The organism is Mycobacterium paragordonae (assembly GCF_003614435.1).
GTDB lineage: Bacteria > Actinomycetota > Actinomycetes > Mycobacteriales > Mycobacteriaceae > Mycobacterium > Mycobacterium paragordonae.
In genome coordinates, this window is the sequence record NZ_CP025546.1 from 5,802,517 (window position 1) to 5,820,795 (window position 18,279).

At 64.3% G+C, this 18,279-nt stretch carries 19 protein-coding genes; 5 read left to right on the plus strand and 14 right to left on the minus strand.

Annotated features, from left to right (window positions below; genetic code table 11):
* Nucleotides 1-2 precede the first annotated feature (2 nt).
* Genes C0J29_RS25815 through C0J29_RS25825 form a run of 3 tightly spaced genes read right to left on the minus strand, consistent with a single transcriptional unit; the run spans nt 3 to nt 2,118 of the window.
* Entirely contained in the window at nt 3-590 is a 588-nt protein-coding gene (locus C0J29_RS25815; RefSeq protein ID WP_120793973.1) for a cytochrome c oxidase subunit 3, read from the minus strand.
* Nucleotides 587-1,342: a hypothetical protein gene (locus C0J29_RS25820; protein WP_065045187.1), complete on the minus strand. Its 756-nt coding sequence runs from the start codon at nt 1,340-1,342 to the stop codon at nt 587-589. Before C0J29_RS25820 ends, C0J29_RS25815 begins: the two co-directional genes overlap by 4 nt.
* Nucleotides 1,339-2,118 (minus strand): hypothetical protein, encoded by a 780-nt coding sequence (locus C0J29_RS25825; protein ID WP_120794973.1) that lies wholly within the window; start codon nt 2,116-2,118, stop codon nt 1,339-1,341. Before C0J29_RS25825 ends, C0J29_RS25820 begins: the two co-directional genes overlap by 4 nt.
* A 108-nt stretch (nt 2,119-2,226) precedes the next feature.
* Here C0J29_RS25825 and C0J29_RS25830 point away from each other — a divergent pair, with 108 nt between their 5' ends.
* Nucleotides 2,227-2,805: a TetR/AcrR family transcriptional regulator gene (locus tag C0J29_RS25830; RefSeq protein WP_065045189.1), complete on the plus strand. Its 579-nt coding sequence runs from the start codon at nt 2,227-2,229 to the stop codon at nt 2,803-2,805.
* Between the two features lie 58 nt (nt 2,806-2,863).
* Nucleotides 2,864-3,181: an Mtp family mycobacterial-type pilin gene (locus C0J29_RS25835; RefSeq protein WP_371872464.1), complete on the plus strand. Its 318-nt coding sequence runs from the start codon at nt 2,864-2,866 to the stop codon at nt 3,179-3,181.
* A 15-nt stretch (nt 3,182-3,196) separates the two neighbouring features.
* Here C0J29_RS25835 and C0J29_RS25840 read toward each other — a convergent pair whose 3' ends face one another.
* The gene (locus C0J29_RS25840) at nt 3,197-3,601 is read right to left on the minus strand and encodes a hypothetical protein (protein ID WP_172834848.1); all 405 of its coding nucleotides are present in this window, start codon (nt 3,599-3,601) and stop codon (nt 3,197-3,199) included.
* Nucleotides 3,602-3,822: 221 nt separating this feature from the next.
* On the opposite strand from C0J29_RS25840, the gene C0J29_RS25845 reads away from it, so the two are divergent.
* The 3 genes from C0J29_RS25845 to C0J29_RS25855 all read left to right on the plus strand — a co-directional run bounded on the left by C0J29_RS25845 (nt 3,823) and on the right by C0J29_RS25855 (nt 5,652).
* On the plus strand, nt 3,823-4,542 hold the full coding sequence (locus tag C0J29_RS25845; protein ID WP_120793974.1) for a hypothetical protein: 720 nt from the start codon (nt 3,823-3,825) through the stop codon (nt 4,540-4,542).
* A complete protein-coding gene (locus tag C0J29_RS25850; RefSeq protein WP_120793975.1) occupies nt 4,539-5,063 on the plus strand; it encodes a twin-arginine translocation pathway signal in 525 nt (174 codons plus the stop codon). Before C0J29_RS25845 ends, C0J29_RS25850 begins: the two co-directional genes overlap by 4 nt.
* A 73-nt stretch (nt 5,064-5,136) precedes the next feature.
* Nucleotides 5,137-5,652 (plus strand): Rv2253/PknI dimerization domain-containing protein, encoded by a 516-nt coding sequence (locus C0J29_RS25855; protein ID WP_120793976.1) that lies wholly within the window; start codon nt 5,137-5,139, stop codon nt 5,650-5,652.
* Between the two features lie 11 nt (nt 5,653-5,663).
* Here the strand turns inward: C0J29_RS25855 and C0J29_RS25860 are convergent, their stop codons facing one another.
* The 10 genes from C0J29_RS25860 to C0J29_RS25905 form a co-directional block, all read right to left on the minus strand.
* Nucleotides 5,664-7,301 carry an MCE family protein gene (locus tag C0J29_RS25860; protein ID WP_120793977.1) on the minus strand — a complete coding sequence of 546 codons (1,638 nt, stop codon included), beginning with the start codon at nt 7,299-7,301 and terminating at the stop codon, nt 5,664-5,666.
* Entirely contained in the window at nt 7,302-8,585 is a 1,284-nt protein-coding gene (locus tag C0J29_RS25865) for an MCE family protein (RefSeq protein WP_120793978.1), read from the minus strand.
* Nucleotides 8,582-9,991, minus strand: a complete 1,410-nt coding sequence (locus C0J29_RS25870) for an MCE family protein (RefSeq protein ID WP_082994431.1) — start codon at nt 9,989-9,991, stop codon at nt 8,582-8,584. The genes C0J29_RS25865 and C0J29_RS25870 overlap by 4 nt, the downstream gene beginning before the upstream one ends.
* Nucleotides 9,988-11,070 (minus strand): MCE family protein, encoded by a 1,083-nt coding sequence (locus tag C0J29_RS25875; protein WP_065045324.1) that lies wholly within the window; start codon nt 11,068-11,070, stop codon nt 9,988-9,990. The genes C0J29_RS25870 and C0J29_RS25875 overlap by 4 nt, the downstream gene beginning before the upstream one ends.
* Nucleotides 11,063-12,094 (minus strand): MCE family protein, encoded by a 1,032-nt coding sequence (locus C0J29_RS25880; RefSeq protein WP_065045195.1) that lies wholly within the window; start codon nt 12,092-12,094, stop codon nt 11,063-11,065. The genes C0J29_RS25875 and C0J29_RS25880 overlap by 8 nt, the downstream gene beginning before the upstream one ends.
* Nucleotides 12,091-13,350, minus strand: coding sequence for an MCE family protein (locus C0J29_RS25885; protein ID WP_065165437.1), 1,260 nt, complete (start codon nt 13,348-13,350; stop codon nt 12,091-12,093). The genes C0J29_RS25880 and C0J29_RS25885 overlap by 4 nt, the downstream gene beginning before the upstream one ends.
* Nucleotides 13,351-13,369: 19 nt before the next feature.
* Nucleotides 13,370-14,215 carry an ABC transporter permease gene (locus tag C0J29_RS25890; RefSeq protein ID WP_065045197.1) on the minus strand — a complete coding sequence of 282 codons (846 nt, stop codon included), beginning with the start codon at nt 14,213-14,215 and terminating at the stop codon, nt 13,370-13,372.
* A 43-nt stretch (nt 14,216-14,258) separates the two neighbouring features.
* Nucleotides 14,259-15,065: an MlaE family ABC transporter permease gene (locus C0J29_RS25895; RefSeq protein WP_055580562.1), complete on the minus strand. Its 807-nt coding sequence runs from the start codon at nt 15,063-15,065 to the stop codon at nt 14,259-14,261.
* 278 nt (nt 15,066-15,343) lie between these two features.
* Nucleotides 15,344-16,549, minus strand: coding sequence for a CaiB/BaiF CoA transferase family protein (locus tag C0J29_RS25900; RefSeq protein ID WP_065045198.1), 1,206 nt, complete (start codon nt 16,547-16,549; stop codon nt 15,344-15,346).
* On the minus strand, nt 16,546-18,117 hold the full coding sequence (locus C0J29_RS25905) for an aldehyde dehydrogenase family protein (protein ID WP_370530955.1): 1,572 nt from the start codon (nt 18,115-18,117) through the stop codon (nt 16,546-16,548). Before C0J29_RS25905 ends, C0J29_RS25900 begins: the two co-directional genes overlap by 4 nt.
* Nucleotides 18,118-18,279: the final 162 nt, after the last annotated feature.

The window sequence follows — 18,279 nt, forward strand, 5'->3', positions numbered from 1 at the left end:
GCTCACCTCACCACGTACAGCAGCGCGAAGATAAGCACCCACAGGAAATCGACGGTGTGCCAGTACGTCGCAGACGTCTCGATGAGCACCTGGGATTCGCCGGAGCCGCGCCTGGCACCCCGGAGCCGGTACCCGATGACGCCGAGGGCGACGAAGCCGATCAACAGGTGTACGAAGTGGATGCCGGTGAGGAAGAAGTAGTAAGTGAAGAAGTCGTTGCTGTCCAAGCCGTTTCCCATCCGCACCAGGCGGGCCCATTCCAAGACCTTGAAGAGCAGGAAGACCCCGGCGAATGCGGCCGTGACGACCACATCGCGCAGCGCCGCACGATGGGCGCCGACCCGCGAAGACTGAACACACCGCGCCACCGACCACGAACTCAGCAGCAGGACAAGGGTGTTGAGCACACCGATGCGCAGATCCAGGTGCGCCTGAGAGTGTAGGAACAGCTCGGGGCTTCGGGCGCGATAGAAGAGGTAGAACCCGAAATAGGCTGTGAAGACCAGCGTTTCGAACAGGACGAAGGCCCACATGTCCGGCTGCCCCGGTACGAAGCGCGTCCGCCCGGCCTTCTCGGTGACGTCGGTCATGCGGTGACCGCCCGTTTCGAAGGCAGATCCGGCAGTGGCCCGGTGCCGTAGTCCTCCCGCCGGATCAGCTGAAAGAGCATGACGATGAACGTGACTTGGTAGACGCCGAACACGACCATGTCCAGCCACCAGGCGATCTGGCCGTTCCAGGCCAACACGCCGCGTCCGAAGATCCAGCAGGGCGCTACCACCACCTCGGTGAGCGCATTGCACAGGTTGAGGTAGCCGAACCACTTCGGAAACACCCGGTTCTTGTCGATGAGGATTGCGACCATCCAGATCAGCGAGCCGATCAGGAACACCCCCATGGTTCCGTCGAACGAGAGGAAGGCGAAGTCGTAGAGCCAGCCAAGCACCCTGGGGTCCCGGTCAGGCCGCAGTGTCCCGACGATCAGCGCGATGCAGAGCAACAGCAGGCCGGGAATCGCACTGAGCGAGTAGATGATCAGATACGAGTATCCGAAGATTCGGCTGACCGACATGCGCCGCATCGAATACGCGATCAGGGCATTGTTGATCGCGGTCATACCGGCGATGACGAAGATGATCCCGAAGCCGATCGGTATCCCGAGGCGGCGTTCGTCGAACCAGTGGACCTGGGTCGCGAGGTCCCAGGTGGGCTGCGGCGGGGGTTGCACCTGCGCCACGATGAAGAACACCGGGAAGAAGATGTTGTAGAACACGACGAGTGTCCACCAGGCCAGCCACAGCTCGCCCTTCGGGTTGCGTCGCAGCCCGGACACGGCACTCATACGCTATCCAGTTCTGCTGTGCGCGTGCGGGTCTCAGCCCTTTCGCGGTTCACTGCCCGAGCCAGAACGATGCCCATCACCACGATCCAGACGCCGATGGCGACGTTCTTCACCCAGAACGACAACACCCCGTTCCACGCCAGCGGGCCCGACAACGAGATACCGGCGAAGGCGGCCGGTACCAGGCCTGCGGCAACGACCAGATTGAAGACGGCCACCCAGGTGCCGAATATCGGTCGCGGCTGATCGTCGAAATAGATTGCCAGAGCAAGGATCACGCTCTGGCCGATCAGGAAGGGTACGAGGACGGTGAAGGTGACCCACGCGAGATCGTTGAGCAACTGCGTCAGTTCCGGACTTCGCTCCGGCCGGAAAGCGGCCAGCAACCAGCAGACGTTGGCGACGAGAAACAACGTCGGCGCACCGGCCACACAGCCCAGCATCGCGTAGGAGAAGATCGGCGTGCGATGCGCCATCCGCCGGATCTGCATCACGATCAGCGTCAGGATCGGGACCAGACACACCCCGAACCAATTGAAGATGATCATGCTGTAACGGATTTCGGGCAGGTGCGCCGGATCACGGTAGAACGCGGCAACCTGCTCCGCCGACATGGTGGGCGACATCGGCGGGTTGAAGCCGGGGAACAAGAAGAAGGCGGCGATCCAGATCACCACCGTGACGGGCAACGTCCACAGCAGAATCAACTCACCATCGGTACGCCGCAACCCAACTCGCGGCGGTCCGGAATCTTGAGTCGTGCTGATGTCTGTCATCAGTGAATCCTTCCAACGCACATCATCGTGCGACTGAGGCCGGCCCAGACACCGAAGCTAGCCGATCGGCTATTCCGGGTCAATAGCCGATCGGCTACGCTGCGTGGTGTGGTCGAAGCGACGCCCCGGAGCCAGTTCCGGTTCATCACGCACAGCGCCGCCCAGACACGCGTCCTCGATGCCGCGCTGAAGCTGATCGGTGAGCACGGCGTCGGCGGGACCTCGCTACAGATGATCGCCGATGCGATCGGGGTGACGAAAGCCGCTGTCTACCATCAATTTCGAACCAAAGAGCAGATCGTCATCGCGCTCACCGAGCGTGAACTGGGCGGACTCGAGGAAGCGTTGGAGGCGGCGGAAGCACACGACCACCGGATCGAAGCCCGAGACGTTCTCCTCAGCCGGGTCATCGACGTCGCCGTGCAGCGGCGCGGCGCGGCAAGCACCCTGCAATTCGACCCGGTCGTCGTACGACTGCTGGCCCAGCACGAGCCTTTCCAGCACTTCATTCAGCGACTCTTCGGGGTACTCGTCGATGACACGGCCGAGGACGCCCGGGTTTCGGCCGCGATGCTTTCCGGCGCCATCGCTGTCGGGGTCATGCATCCACTGGTGGCCGGCATCGACGACGAGGCGCTGCGCGCCCAGCTACTGCGGATCACCCGTCGACTCTTCGATGGAGATTGACAGAACTTATTCCCGCCGTTCCATTTTCACGAGCGTGCCACTCGGATACCGTTCTCATATGGACAATGCCAGACGCCTCGCCGTCAGACGCCTCGCCGTCAGACGCCTCGCCGCCGTGGCGATCATGGTCACCAACGGCTTCGGGCTGGCCGGCACGGCCACGGCCCTGGCTGACGACGACGTTCCCTGGCCGTGGGTGGGATACCACTGGTGCCCGGGTCAGCCCTTCAACGCGGGAGCCTGGGGACCGCAGTTCGACCCGACCACGTGCCACGACGCGCACCATCGGGACATGGACGGCACGATCCACAACCGTGATTACTTCGGCCCCAGCCCCTTCCAGGACTGGCCCGAGATCCCGAACAACCGGCCATAGCGTCCGCCCGCGAACTTAGGTGTCGCCGCGCTCCCAGACCTTCTTACCGTCATGTGAGTTGCAGACGAGGAACAGTCCATCCGGCGCCTGCGCGACGTAATACTCCGGGTACTCCTCGCAAGACGCGTTTTCGATCTTGACGCCGACCATTGGTGGCGACCGGAACCACCGCGGCTCGTACCTTCTCGGTGAGCCGCAGAACATCAGTCGGCCCGGCTCCGTGGCGAAGGACACGTAGTAGTCGGCGGTGCCGAACACCCAATAGGTGGTGTTGTCGCACGGCGCGCCCAGCACCTGGTGCCCGGCGATGCCGGGTGTGCAGTCGGGGTAATCGCAGGTCGCCGGATCGGCAGCGGCCTGCGGTGCCGCCACCCCACCCAAGCCGAGCAATGCGGCGATCGCTGGCACAATGAATCGCACCAACTAAATTTGCCACAGTCGGAAAGAAAATTCATTATGTTGGCGACAGATGGTAAGAAAATTCTCTCATTCGGAGAGGGTGCTGAGAGTCGGGCATCGAGCCGATCGACACGGGCGCCAACGCGCGTCGGTGATAATGTGACTCTCTTAGTCGCGGGGTGAGGAGGTGATTCGTGCCGCCACGCGAAACCTCAACTGAAGCGTCCGCGTCGGAGACCGGCGTGGATGATCTCGAGTCGGACCACCTCGCCGAGGCGGAAGCCCGGGCCGAGGCCGCCCGTGCCCGTGCGCGCGAACTGCGCCGGCAAGCGGAGGCGGCTTCGTCCGATGGGACGGGCGGCGCCGACTCGGCCGACGAAGCCGAAACGGCCGATGAAGCGGAAACGGCCGACGAAGCCGAAACGGCCGACGAGGCGGAATCGCCGCCGGCGCGCCGCCTCCGGTTCCGACCGCATCGCCCGGGCCGAAAGGCCATTGTCGTCACCGCCGCGCTGATGGTGTCCGGTGCCGCGTTGACCGGCAGCGGCTATTTGGTGTGGCACCACCACCAAGTCGTGCAGCAAACCCAGCGTTCCACCGAATTCGCGACCGCCGCCCGCCAGGCCGTCCTGCTGATGATGTCGATCGACCCGAATAAGGCGAGAGAGGACATGCAGCGTTTCGCCGACGAAACCACCGGCCAATTCAAAGCAGGGGTATTGATGGGCGCCGAGGATATGGTCAAGGCGCTGGAACAATCCAAAGTCATCGCCAAAGCCTCGGTGCAAGCCGCCGGTGTGCAATCGATGACCGAGGATTCGGCGGTGGTCCTGGTAGCGGCAAAGTCAGAGATCACCAAGGCGGACCAGGCAAAGCCGGAGGTGCGGACGTGGCGACTGGTCGTTGACGTCGAACGAGAGGGCGGCCAGCTCAAGATCTCCAAGATCGAGTTCGTGCCGTGACGGATCCGCGCACCGAGCAGCGCTGGCTGCATCGTTGCCTGTCACGGTGGCGGGCGATCGTACTTACGCTTCTGGTCGTCGGCACTACCGGATTCGGCACCGGCTACTTCTACTTCGTCTACCGGGCCGACCTGGACACCGACCGAGCGGTCAGCCGCGAGGTGATCAGGGCCGCCAGCGATGGCACCGTGGCGCTGTTGTCCTACTCCCCCGCCACGCTGGGGCGCGATATGGACAACGCCAAGTCCAGGGTCACCGAGAATTACCTGCGTTATTACCAGCAGTTCGCCGACCAGATCGTCGGCCCTTCGACCCAGCGTGCGCAGGTCACCACCACAGCTACGGTGATCAAGGCCGCGGTCGCCGAACTGAATCCGAATTCGGCCGTCGTACTGGTATTCGTAAAACAAAAAACGGCGAGCAAAGAAAAGCCCGAACCAGTAGTGACATCAAGCAGCCTTCGGGTAACGTTGAAAAAGGTCGACAGTTCATGGCTTATTGAGAAATTTGAGAGCACGTGAGCACAGCTTGCCTTTCGCCGGGAACTTTCGACTTGGAGTTTCCGGAAAGCGACGCGTCGAGGAGCAGCAGGTGATGCGTTCAGTGAAAGCGGCGATGGGCGCAACGCTGGCGGTAGGCGGAGTTGCGGTCATGCTCCACGCCGCTCCTACCGCCTCGGCCTACAACCCGGCCGTCAATGGAAGATTCACCGCCACGCTGATCGGCGACTGGGCCCGGACCAGAACCGTTTATCACGACGAAGCGGTCGTGCAGAGCACCTGGACTATCAGCTCTTCGTGTTCGACCGCACAGGATTGCAGCGGCCAGGTGGTCAGCGATCAGGGCTGGACCGCGCCGCTGACCATGCACGACGGGCTCACCTGGTACGTCAAACGCGACGTTCCGAACTGGGAAACCTGCGAGGACGGCCGCACGTTCAGCGGCCACGAGGTTTTCTACTTCTATCCCGCCAACCCGGAAACCGGTGAAAACGTGCTCGGCTCAGCGGTTCTGGCCGGACGAGAGCACATCGCCGGCGCCAGCGGCGCCTGTAACACCAACGCCCCGCTGTACATCGAACAGCCATTCCGGCTGGACCGGATCGGCTGATCCGACCGGCCTCAGGTGGCGAACATGTCCTTCCACGTCTTGGGCGCTTTGGAAGCAACCAAATCCGTCTGACGGAACACCTGTCCGTCCGGAGTCATATAGCTGCCGGTCTCCGGGCTGTACTGAGCGAATGCCACTGAGGGACCCTTGGGTAATCCGTTGCGGCCGAACGCACTCGAGGCAGCCGACGGTGCCGCGCTCGGCGCCGCTGCCGCCGGTGCCGGAGGCGTCGCGCCCGCCGTGTCGAGCGGTGCGATGGACGCGACCTGACCCATCGGCGCCTGCGGTGTGATCCCGGGGGCCACTGGGGCTCCCGCCGGCGGGGGAACCACTCCGGGTGGCAGCGGTGTTCCGTCCACCGGGCCGAAGATCCGTTCCCGGTTCCAGTTGACCCGGTCGTCGGGCGGGATGCCCTGGGCGAGCAGGTTCGGGTCCAACGGGTAGGTGCCAAACGCGTGCTGCCTCATCGCCAGCGGCATGAATGGCTTGTCGCTGTCGCAGATTTCGACGGTCGGCGCGCGTTTTCCGGGATGTCCCATGCACGGGTAGTTGCGGGCGCCGCGCACTCCGATCGGTGAATCCTGCGGCAGTTTGCAGTACAACCCGTCGGGCGTGTCGATGGTGGTGGTGTCTGCCGGCGAACGCCATTGACTGGGCGGCAGGAAGCCCACCGTGCACGCGGGCGGGTCACTGAGGATGAGATTGAAAGCGCCGGTGGCCAATCCGGTCGGGCTCTTGGTGCCGAGGAACGACTGGATGGCGGCGGTGAAGGGCGGCAGAATCACCAATACCTGTTCCAGCGACGCATGGTAAGTCACGCCGATCTGACCGATCGTGGTGAGATTGGCCAGCAGCACCGGCAATGTCGGCTTGATCTGGTCGAGCAGGCGCGACGCCTCGTTCAGCGCTTCGGGCCCGTTCTCCAGCAGCGTGCGCACCTGCGGATCATTCGTGGCCAGTTGGCCGGTGAACCCGGACAGGCTGTGCGCCCACCGCCGAATCGAACCGGCGGTCTGGGCTTGACTGTCCAGCAACGGCGCGGTGTCCTCGGTCAGTCTGCGGGCCTGGTCGGAGACGCCGTTGAGATCACCCGTGATCTGCGCCGAGGAGTCGAACAGCGAGCCGAAATCGTAACTGGCGCCGTTGAATGCCTTGAACGACTCGTCGAGCAGTTGGGTGAGCTTGCCCTGCGGGATGCTGTTGAGCAGAGCGCTGGTCTGGTCCAGCACGGGTCCGATCGGTTGCGGAACCTTGGTGTCTTTGGCGGCGATCACCGAACCGTCGTGCAGATAGGGCGGCGAGTCGGTTCGTGGCCGCAGGTCGACATACTGCTCGCCCACCGCCGAGATGCTGCGCACCTCCGCATCCAGATCCGCCGGGATCTTCGGCGAAGTATCAAGCCGCATTGTGGCTTTCGCTCCGCGCGCGGTGAGCTCCACACCGGTGACCTTGCCGATCTGCACGCCGCGATATGTGACATTGCTGAAGCGGTACAGGTTTCCGGTCTCACGCAGTTCCAGCGTGACCGTCATCTTGCCGATCCCGAGCAGCGTCGGGGCCTGCACGTAGTAGATGACCATCACGAACAGTCCGATGATTCCCACGATCGCGAAGACCGCCAACTGGATACGGATGAAGCGGGTCAGCATCTATCCACTCCCCTCCGCCGGCGCGACAGCGGGTGGCAACCCATTGGGCAGTGTCGCGCTCTGATCCGCAGCCGGCGCAGGGGCCGGTCCGGGCGCCGTCGGTGCCTGTCCGGGCGCCGCCGACGGCGGCGGTCCGGGCGCATTCGCGGGGGGCGGACCGGGCAGGTACGAGCCGGGCGCTCCTGGCGCGCCGAACCGGAACTGCAGGTACTCCGGATCCCCGGCGGCCGGCGTGCCTTCGGCGCCCAGGCGTTCCCAGTGGGTACCGCGCAGGATGCTCTTGCGCAGACCAGAATTCGTCAGGTCGATGATGAAGTAGCCGTTGACGTAGTCGCCCCGGACGTAGCGGTCGATGAAGCCCTGGGTGAACGGGAACGTCGGCGCATAGGCAAGAGCCGCGTCGAGATCCGGACCTATGTCCGCCAGCGCACTGATGGTCGGCTCCAAGTTCTTCAAGTTGTTGACCAGGTCGTTACCTGCGTCATTGACCAGCCGGGTCGCCGTATTGCTGAACGTCCCGAGCTTGTTCAGCGCGGTGGTGATGCGGGGCCGTTCCCTGTTCAGCACGTCCAGCGCCGGCGGAATCTGGTTCAGCGCCTGCGTGATCACGTCACGCTGCCCCGCCAGCGTGCCGGACAGCCGGTTCAGCGCCTGCACCGACGCGACGATGTTGTCGCGCTGCGCATCGAAGGTGCCTACGAACCGGTCGAGCCGGTTCAACAGATCGCGAACGTCGCCGGCGCGACCGGACAGGGCCGCGTTGAAGTTGTTGATGATGTCCCCGATCTGCCCAAGCCCCCCGGCATTGAGGACAACCGACAGCGAGGACAGGGTCTGCTCGGTCGACGGGTAGGTCGACGACCGGTTGAGCGGGATGGTGGCGCCCGGCTGCAGCCGACCGCTCGGCGCCTGGCCCAGCGGCGTATTCAGTTGCAGATGCATCGATCCCAGCAAGCTGGTCTGCCCCACGCTGGCCACTGCGTTGGCCGGAATCACCACGTTGGGCTGCACCGACACCTCGACATCGGCATGCCAACCCCGCACCGTCAACTTCCGGATGCTGCCGACGATGACGTCGTTGATCATCACCGGCGAATTAGCTTCCAGGGTACCGACATTCGCGATCTCGACGTGGTAAGTGCTGGATCCCGGCCCACGTCCGACGGCACCCGGCAGCGGCAGCGAGTTCAGGCCACTGAATGCGCAGCCGGTCGAGGTCAGCATCACGCATAGTCCGATGCCGACGATCATCCGAATACGTCGTATCGCCTTGCGCGTCCTCATGATTGCGGCCTCTCGGCGGGCAGCAACAGTTCCGGCACGCTCTGCGGGGCGGGCCCCGGCTCGGGCGGCACACTCGGCGGCGGGGGCTCTGGCATGGCGGCCCCCGGTATCCGTGCGGGCGGCCCCGGCGGTGGCGGTGCCTCCGGAACGTCGCCCGGCAAGCCCGTGTAGGCCGACACCGCGGGCGGCAACTCGGGCGCCGTCGGCTTGGGGCCCTCCCCGCCCGGCGCCAGCCGTTGCTCGGTGTAGACGACGTTCTTCGGGTCGAACGCCGGGGCGAGGATCGGGTTCACCGGAATGGGAAAGTAGTTGAAGTTGAAATAGGTCAGCGGGTTGAAGACCTTCAGCGCCGGGCTGAGATACAACCCGCACAACTTGCCTGTCTCGACCGAGGTGACGTTCTCCAACGCACTGATCTGCGAACAGAAGGCGTTGGTCGGATTGCTGAGGTTCTGCACACCAACGCCACCTCGAACGTTGCCGACGTCGGGGTCATAGTCGTTGTAGGCGTTGGCAAGTGCGTTCGGCGCGACGTGCAGCACGTTCTGCAGCGCCATCTTGTTGTCGACCAGGATCTGCGTCAGGTCGGCGAGTCGGGTGATCTGTTCGGCGGTCTGGTCCCGGCTGCCTGCGATGAACCGCTGCACCTCTCCCACCGCACTCGACAGGTCCGTCAGCGCCGCATCCAGATTCGCCTTGTTGTCGTCGAGCACGCTGGTCAGCGTGGCCAGCCGGTCGTTGAATTGCACGAGCTGGACGTTGCTGTCCCGCAGCGCGCCCACGAAAGTCTGCAAGTTCTTGATGATGTCGACGAGGTTGCCGCTGCCGTTGGCGAAAATCCGTCCCACCGCCGACAATTGGGCCAGCGTCTGGCGCAGCTTGTCGCCGTTGCCGCCCAGCGCATTGGCGGCAGCGTCGATGAACCGCGCCACCGACGGTGTCGACACCCTGCTGTTGGGCCCGAAATCGGTTGCCAATCGCATCAATTGGTCTTTGATTTCGTCCCACTCGACGGGCGTTGCCGTCCGGTTGACCGGGATCACCGCGCCGTCGGCCATCGTGGCGCCGGCGGAGCGGTAGGCGGGCGTGAGTTGGACATACCGCGCCGCCACCAGATTCTGCGCGACGATAACGGCTTTCGCGTCCGCCGGGATCGAGATGCCGTGATCGACGTGCATCACCATCTTGGCTTGGGTGCCGGCCGGCTTGATCGATTCGATGGTGCCGACTTTCAGGCCCGATACCCGCACATCGTCACCGGGATAGATCGCGGTGGCGGTGTGGAAGTAGGCGATGATCGTGGTGGGCCGGAAGAACGTATTGCGGATGGCCACTCCCGCCCCGACCACAAGCAGCAATGCCAGCAAGGCGGCGAGTGCGAGCTTGACACCCGTGCGCCGCATCATCGCGACCCTCCCGGGTTCTGGTTGAACGGGAAGGGCAGCAGTGCCCGCGGACCGGCGTTGTCCGGTGGTTGGCCCGGAGCGCCGTAAGCACGGAAACCGAAGGCGTAGTCGAACAACCACTGGAAGAACTGCAGCGTGAAGATGTTCGGGATGAACGGGTTGTAGTAGAAGCCACTCGACACCGTCTCACCCTGAGTCAGTTCGAATTTGGCCAGTCCCGGGATCGCTTTGGCGAGGTTGTCGCGGTTGTCTTCCAGCATCGCGGTCACCGAGTTCAGCTTGGTCAGCGTCGGCGCCAGCTTTGCCTCGTTGTCGTGCACCAGACCGGTGAGTTGTTTGGCCACCGCAGAGGTACTGGCGAGCAGTCGCACGATCGCCTGACGCCGCTCCACCAGCATGGACAGCAGATCGTCGGCATTGAGAATCAGCGTGTTCAACTGGTTACTGCGCTCGGACAGGATGTGCGTGACGTCGGCCGCGCCCTTGAGCAACTGACCCAGGGTCTGGTTGCGGTTGTTCAGCGTGGATGACAGCCTGGTCACCCCGTCGAACGTTGGACCAAGTTGGGGCGCAATCTGATTCAGCGTGTTCGACAACGTGTCCAGAGACTGGTTGAGGGTGTCGGTGTTGGTCCCGGCGATGTCTGTGGCCAGGTCCCCGACCGCTTCGGACAGGGAGTAGGGAGAGGAGGTGCGCGAGAGCGGGATGACGGCCATCGGGCGCATGTCCCCGCTGCCGGTGGACTCGACGGTCAGCACGCGCTGGCCGAGTAGCGAACCGGTACGAATGTGCGCGGTGCTGGCCGATCCGAGTTGAACCGCTCCTTTGACGGTGAATGTCACCAGCACATCGCCGTTCTGCAGCGACATTCCCGACACGCTGCCGACCTTGATACCCGACACCGTCACGTCGTTGCCGGTCACCAGGCCGCCGGCGTCGGCGAACACCGCTTGGTAGCGGACCGTAGTGGCCCGCTGCAACAACTGGTCTGGCGACAGCCCGACCGCAATGACCAGCACTATCAACACAACGCCGATGAATCCGGCTCGAATGAGGCGCGCTCCGCGGTACTTAAGCATCGGGTTCCGCACACCTTCCGGTGACCTGGTGGGTGACGCCCACCTCTACCGTTCGGTACTGCAGATCGGAGACCCGCAGCGCAAGCCCGCACAGGTAGTACGGGAACCACGCGCCGTATGCGCCCAACCTGGTCAGCTTGCGGTAGTTGTTCGGCAACTTCTTCAGCGAGATGTCGATGAGGTTCTTGTCTTTGTCCAGCAATGGAGCGAGCCGGTTGAGTTGATCGATGGTGCCGGACAGCGGCGGGCGGGCGCGGGTCAGCAGATCCGCGATCGAGGCGGTTCCGTTGTCCAGAGCGGTGATTGCGGTGCCGATGGTGTCGCGATCGGAGGACAGTCCGCTGATGAGGCGCTCCAGTCGGTCGATCGCACCGGAGAACTTGGTGCCCTCCGCATTGACGGTGCCTACCACGGTGTTGAGGTTGTCGATCAGGGCCTGCACCGTTTCGCTGTTGTCGGCCAACGTGTTCGAGAAGGACGACGTCTTGGACAGCAGCGACTGCAGGGTGCCGCCCTCACCCTGGAACACCTCGATCAGCGACGCGCTCAGCGCATTGACGTCTTCGGCCTTGAGGCCCTTGGTCACCGGCTTCAGCCCGCCCAACAGCAGATCCAGGTCCAGAGCCGGTGCGGTGCGGTCGATCGGTATCTCCGAACCGCCCGCCAGTGGCTTGGTGTTGCCCGGGCCGTCCAGTAATTCGAGGTAACGGTCACCGACCAGGTTCAGGTAACGAATGACCGCGCGGGTGCCGCCGGTGAGTACCACGTCGCGGTTGGCGTCGAATTTCACCAGAACCTTTTTGTCCGCCCGCAATTCGACACTGTTCACGGTGCCCACCCGAACACCGGCGACCCGCACGGTCTGCCCCTCCTTGAGGCGCGAGACGTCGGTGAAGAGCGCGGAATACTCTGTGGTGGAACCGGTCTGGTACTGGCCGAAGATGAAAAACAGGGAAATTGTCAGCAGGACCATGACCAGCGCGAAGGCGCCGAACTTGATGATCATCCCGCGTGAGTTGCTCATCCGGGTTGTCCAAACTGCATCGTGTTGCGTGGCGGCCCGTCGATCGGCCCGTACAGCAGTTGCTTGAGTGCGTCGGAGTTCAACAGCAACTGCGGGTTTCCATACTCCATCGGGTTGGCCCCCACATCGGCCACCACGAAGGGCGGCGCGACGTCATACGGCACGACGGGCAGTGTCTGACACTGGGGCCCGCCGGTCGCGGCCACCTTGGGCAGGTTGCTCGGATACCGGTAGCGTTCGGCGCCGAATCCGATGTAGACCAACACCTTGATCATCGGCTCGGGCAGGTTCGGCGCGTGGAGATTCACCAATGAGCCGGCCAGACCGCAATACAGCGCCTGGTGATACTCGTTGGTGAGGTTGGTCGTCGGCAACAGCAGGTGCAACACATCGGTCAGCGCCTGCCGGTTGCCTCCGATCACCTCGTTGCCGATGTCGGCCAAACCGATTGAGCTGATCAGGAACGCGTCCAGGTTCTGTTGCTCTTCGACGATCGACTTGCTGATCCTGATCGCGTTCTCGGCCGAACCGATCAGATCCGGCGCAGCGTCGGCGTAGGCGTTGCTTACGACGGGCAGGACCGAAAGGTCATGGTTCAGCGCGGGGAGTGCCGGATCCTGCTTGGCCAGAAAGGCATCGAGGTCCGACAGCGCCTGCCCGATCTTGTGGCCGCGGCCGTTCATCGCCGCCGCGATCGCGCCCAGCGTTTCGTTGAGTTTGGCGGGATCGATGTTCGACAACAGGTTGGTGAGCTGTTGGAAGACCGTGTTGACTTCAACGGTGACACCCTTGCCCTCGAGTACCTGATGCGGTTGCAGGCTCTGCTGCGAGGGCTGGTCGGGCGGTATCAACTCGATGAACTTGGCGCCGAACACCGTCGTGGAGGCGATGTCGACGAGAACATTGCGCGGAATGAGATGCATCGCCGACGGCTGCATCGCCAGGTGCAGAACCGCCTGACCGTTGGGGCGTTCCTCGATGGACTCGACCTTGCCCACCATGACCCCGCGCATCTTCACTTTGGCTTCGGGGTTCATCACCAGGCCGGCCCGCGGCGACACCACGGTCACCGGCACGCTCTCGGTGAATTCGCTGTTGAACAAGCCGATTGCGACGGCGACGATCGCCAGGATGACGACGACCGTGGCCAGGCCCATCAGCGGGCGCACATAGCTGCGCGGCTTGGGCCGACCGGAGTGGTGCGACCGCCCCTTCGTACTCGGGCCGTGGCGGCCCGCCGGCACATTAGCTGTCACTGAACTCTCCGCACCTCCCCTAGCCCGACAGGTTGAAGTTGCCGTTGGAACCGTAGATGGACAGTGAGATCAGCAGGGTCACCGAGACCACCACGATCAGCGAGGTGCGCACGGCGTTGCCGGTGGCCACGCCGACACCGGCCGGGCCGCCCGAGGCGAAAAAGCCGTAGTACGTGTGGATCAGCAAAATGGTGATCGCCATCAGGACGGCCTGCAGAAAGGACCACAACAGGTCGATCGGATTGAGGAAAGTCGTGAAGTAGTGCTGATACAGCCCGCCAGACTGCCCGAACAGGATGACCGTGGTGAACTGACTGGCCAGGAACGACAGGCTGACGGCAATGCTGTACAGCGGGGTGATGGCCAGCATCCCGGCGACGATGCGGGTACTGACCAGATACGAAACCGGCCGGATCGCCATGGATTCCAGCGCGTCGATCTCTTCGTTGATCCGCATGGCACCAAGTTGGGCCGTCACGCCGGCGCCGAAGGTGGCCGCCAAGCCGATGCCGGCCACGATCGGAGCCGCGATGCGGACATTGATGAACGCCGCCAGGAAGCCGGTCAGCGCCTCGATCCCGATGTTGCCCAGCGAGCTGTACCCCTGGACCGCTAGCGTGCCGCCCGCCGCCAGGGTGAGGAAGCCGACGATCACCAGCGTGCCGCCGATCATCGCCAAAGTCCCCGCGCCCATGCTGATTTCAGCGATCAGGCGGATGATCTCGCGTCCGTAGCGGGTCACCGCGAAAGGAATACCGGCAAGCGCCTTACCGTAAAACAGCGTGTGATCGCCGATTCGGCCCAGACTGCCGACCGGTCTCTGGAGTTGCCGCGTGACACGCGGATATACGGCTCTCAGCGCCACGGTAAGTGCTTACACCTCCCTTCCCATGCTCATGCCCCGGTACCTACTTCGCCGACATTCGGATGCCGATAGCGGTGACAACCACATTGACCACGAACAGCGACATGAACGCGTACACCACCGTCTCGTTGACGGCATTGCCTACGGCCTTGGCGCCGCCGCCGGTTATCGTCAGGCCGCGGTAGCACGCCACCAGCCCGGCGATCAGACCGAAAAGCGCTGCCTTGACACAGGAAATGATCACCTCGGGCACCCCGGTCAGCAGCGTGATTCCCGCGGCGAACGCCCCCGGGTTCACGTCCTGCACGAACACCGAAAAGATGTAGCCGCCAAGAATTCCGATGATGACCACCAGGCTGTTCAGCAGCAGCGCCACCAGGCCGGAAGCCAGCATGCGGGGCGTCACCAGCCGCTGAATCGGGTTGATCCCCAACACCTCCATCGCGTCGATCTCTTCGCGTATCGTTCGCGAACCCAGATCGGCGCACATCGCCGTGGCCCCGGCACCGGCCACGATCAACACCGTCACCAGAGGCCCAACCTGCGTCACAGCACCGAAAGCGGCACCCGCGCCCGAGAGGTCGGCAGCACCGAGTTCGCGCAGCAGGATGTTGAGGGTAAAGCTGACCAGGACGGTGAACGGGATGGCCACCAACAACGTTGGTGCCAGCGCGACCCGGGCAACGAACCAGGACTGCTCCAGAAACTCACGCCACTGAACGGGCCGCCGGAACGCGAACTTGATGGCATCGGCCGACATCGCGAACAGCGCGCCGACGGCTTCCATGGGTTTGGAACCACGACCCAGCACGATCCCCGGAGTCCAGCGTTCCGCTCCCTTACTCGCCATAAGTCTGAGATCCTCTCCGGATCGTGTTGTGCGCGAGCAGGATTCGGGCGGCGAGCGCCATCATCGGCTGTGACTGCGGCGTTCCCACGCCCTCAACACGCGCTACCAACCTCACGCCGGCTTTCTCCATTCGGTTGCGTGAGCTGCCGTTTCCAGACGTTGTCAGCTGCCCGCGCGCCAACCCTGGAAGCGTTCGGCGATTATGACTCATGCCGCGTCCCGTGGGAACCGAAATCGCACAACCGTTATCTGCGCGGACATCGTTGCCACCCCAAGTCCTAGGTGACCGCGCCGGCGGTCTTGAGTTCGATGATGCGGTCCCAATCGAGGCCCAGTTCCTGCAGGATCTCGTCGGTCTGTTCGGCAAAGCCGGGCGCGGGACCGGTCTGCGGCGCGGTGACGTCGAACTGAACCGGGTTGGCGACCAGTTCGAGTTCGCCTGCGCGCACCATGTATTCGTTCGCCCGGATCTGCGCATCGTCGGCCGCTTGCAGAGTGTCCTGCACCGGCGCCCAAGGTCCCGCGAGCGTCGCAAAGCGTTCGCTCCACTCGGAAAGAGTGCGGGTTGCGAAGACTTTGGTCAAGATCTCCACCGCATCTGCCGTATTGGCGGCAATGGTCTCGCCGTTGGCGAAACGGGGATCGTCGATCAGTTCCGGGCGGTCGATGTGCCGGCACACGTCGGCCCAGAACTTGCCGGGCTGCATCATCACCAGAGAGATGTAGCGTCCGTCGGCTGTGGGGTACACCCCGACCAGGGGATTGACCGGCGAACCGTGGATACCCGGCGGCGGAGCCTGCATCAGCTGACCGAGGTGCCTGGTCAGCGCCACGGTATGGCCCAGCGCCCAGAGCCCGCTGCCGAGCAACGACACGTCCACCACCGACGGCTCGCCGGTGCGTTCACGTTTGAGCAGGGCCGCGGCGATGCCGCCGGCCAGGTTGGTGCCGGAGATGGTGTCGCCGTACGCCGGCCCGGGCGGATTGATCATGCCCTCGTAGCCCATCGGGGTGATGGTGGCCGCGGTTCCGGCTCGACACCAGAAGGCGGTCATGTCGTAGCCACCCTTGGTGGCTTCATTGCCGCGTGGCCCGAGCGCGCTCCCGCGAGCGTAGACGATCTTCGGATTGACCGCCCGGATGTCGTCGACGTCGATACCGAACTTCTGCCGATGGTCGGGCAGGAAGCTGGTGAGGAAAACGTCGGCACGGCGGGCGAGTTCGTAGAGCACCTCCTTGCCCTCCGGTACCGACATGTCCAGGCCGATGCTGCGCTTGCCGCGGTTGGCGTGCTCGATGTTGGGGTTGGGGTCGCCCTCGACGCGCAGCATGCCGGTCTGGCGGAGGCCGCGCTGCGGGTCGCCGGTCACCGCGTGCTCGACCTTGATGACATCGGCTCCCCATTCGCGCAACACCGCACCCGCTGAGGGGACGAATCCGTACATCGCGACTTCCAGGACACGGATGCCCTCGAGTGGTTTCACGCGTTTGCTCCTCGGGCCGCAGGGACGGCAAACGTCTTGCCCTCCAAGAACTCTTCCAGGCCGGCCACGCCCATCTCCCGGCCGACACCGGACTGTTTGAAGCCACCGAACGGGCTGTCCGCGCCGAAATAGTTGCCGCCGTTGACCGAAAACGATCCGGCCCGAATCCGGCGCGCCACCGACAGGGCGCGGTCCTGGTCGCGACTGAACACCGCGCCGGCCAAACCGTAGATCGAGTTGTTGGCGATGCGCACCGCGTCGTCGTCGTCGTCGAACGGGATCACCACCAGCACCGGCCCGAACACCTCGTCCTGGGCGATCTCGCTGTCCGGGTCGACGTTGGTGAGCAGGGTCGGCGCGTAAAAGTAGCCGGGATCCAGCCGCTTGCCGCCGGTGACCAGCGTGGCGCCCGCGGCGACGGCCCGCTGGACCATGCCGTCGACCTTGTCCCGCTGGCGCTCGTTGATCAGCGGTCCCATATAGGTTTTCGGATCGCCCGGGTCGCCATGGCGAACCTTGGCGAAGTTCTGCGCGATCAACTCGACGACCTCGTCGTGGTGCTTCCGCGGCACCAGCAGGCGCGAGGTGAGCGCGCAGCCCTGCCCGGCGTGGGTGACCATGCTGAACGCGGCGAACATGGCAGCGCCGGCGAAGTCGGCGTCGTCGAGCATGATCACCGCGGACTTCCCACCGAGCTCCAGGAAGACGCGTTTGACGGTGTCGCTGGCCGCAGCCATGATCTTGCGCCCGACCGCCGTGGATCCGGTGAACGTCACCACGTCGACGTCGGGGCTGGTGGTCAACGCTTCCCCTACCGCCGGATCAGACGAGCTGAGCACGTTGACGACACCGGGCGGGATGTCGGTGTGGTTGGCGATCAGCTCACCCAGGGCCAGGGTGACCAGCGGCGTGTCGGGCGCCCCCTTGAGCACCACCGTGCAGCCGGCGGCGAGCGCGGGCGGCAGCTTGGCCAGTGCCAGCTGGTTCGGGTAGTTGTAGGCGATGATCGCCGCGACCACTCCCGCGGCTTCTTTCTCCACCCAGCGGTGGTGGCGCATGCCGCGCGACTCTTTCTCACCGAGGTCTTCGGAGAACTCGTACGTGCGCAACAGGTCGGCGTAGAACCGGACGATGCCGATCGGCTCGTCGAGTTGCGCTCCGTGGGTCAGCGCGCGGGTGGCACCGACTTCGGCGATGGTCAGCTCGCGCAACTCCTCCGCATGGTCGAGCAGCGCCTGGTGCAGCTGGTCGAGACAGCGGATCCGGAACTCGACGTCGGTGGACCAGTCGGTGGTGTCGAAGGCACGCCGCGCCGCGGCAATGGCCTGCCGAGCCTCCTGGACACCCGCGTCGGGCGCATACCCGAGCACTTCCCCGGTAGCGGGATTGACGGTCGCGAACGTCTTCGGCGTTGCCACGAGTCGACCGTCGATGAGCAATCTGCGGCTCGGCCCGGCGCCGGACTCAGCGCCGTCCCGGGTCGGTTGATCGCCCACTTGAGCGTCCTGGGTCGCCGCCGTGTCCTGGACTGACATAGGCCCTCTCGCGCTTGGTGTGGTGGCCGTCACGATAATTTCATTCTCATCTCCGGCGAATCTTACATTCGGGATGTGAGAAGACAAGCGAGTTCCTATCCCCGATTACCCAGGTCACGGGCTGAGCGACCGCTCAGCGACCTCCCGTTCTGACAGCTTGGCGCAGGCCCGGGGGGGTTTCCCGCCTCTCTTGCG

Bases quoted from the DNA above. Each gene is read 5' to 3' on its own strand.
- C0J29_RS25865 (WP_120793978.1), bottom strand. From the start codon at position 8,585: ATGAGGACGCGCAAGGCGATACGACGTATTCGGATGATCGTCGGCATC.
- C0J29_RS25835 (WP_371872464.1), top strand. From the start codon at position 2,864: ATGGACAATGCCAGACGCCTCGCCGTCAGACGCCTCGCCGTCAGACGC.
- C0J29_RS25855 (WP_120793976.1), top strand. From the start codon at position 5,137: ATGCGTTCAGTGAAAGCGGCGATGGGCGCAACGCTGGCGGTAGGCGGA.
- C0J29_RS25815 (WP_120793973.1), bottom strand. From the start codon at position 590: ATGACCGACGTCACCGAGAAGGCCGGGCGGACGCGCTTCGTACCGGGG.
- C0J29_RS25870 (WP_082994431.1), bottom strand. From the start codon at position 9,991: ATGATGCGGCGCACGGGTGTCAAGCTCGCACTCGCCGCCTTGCTGGCA.
- C0J29_RS25860 (WP_120793977.1), bottom strand. From the start codon at position 7,301: ATGCTGACCCGCTTCATCCGTATCCAGTTGGCGGTCTTCGCGATCGTG.
- C0J29_RS25825 (WP_120794973.1), bottom strand. From the start codon at position 2,118: ATGACAGACATCAGCACGACTCAAGATTCCGGACCGCCGCGAGTTGGG.
- C0J29_RS25895 (WP_055580562.1), bottom strand. From the start codon at position 15,065: ATGGCGAGTAAGGGAGCGGAACGCTGGACTCCGGGGATCGTGCTGGGT.
- C0J29_RS25820 (WP_065045187.1), bottom strand. From the start codon at position 1,342: ATGAGTGCCGTGTCCGGGCTGCGACGCAACCCGAAGGGCGAGCTGTGG.
- C0J29_RS25875 (WP_065045324.1), bottom strand. From the start codon at position 11,070: ATGCTTAAGTACCGCGGAGCGCGCCTCATTCGAGCCGGATTCATCGGC.
- C0J29_RS25880 (WP_065045195.1), bottom strand. From the start codon at position 12,094: ATGAGCAACTCACGCGGGATGATCATCAAGTTCGGCGCCTTCGCGCTG.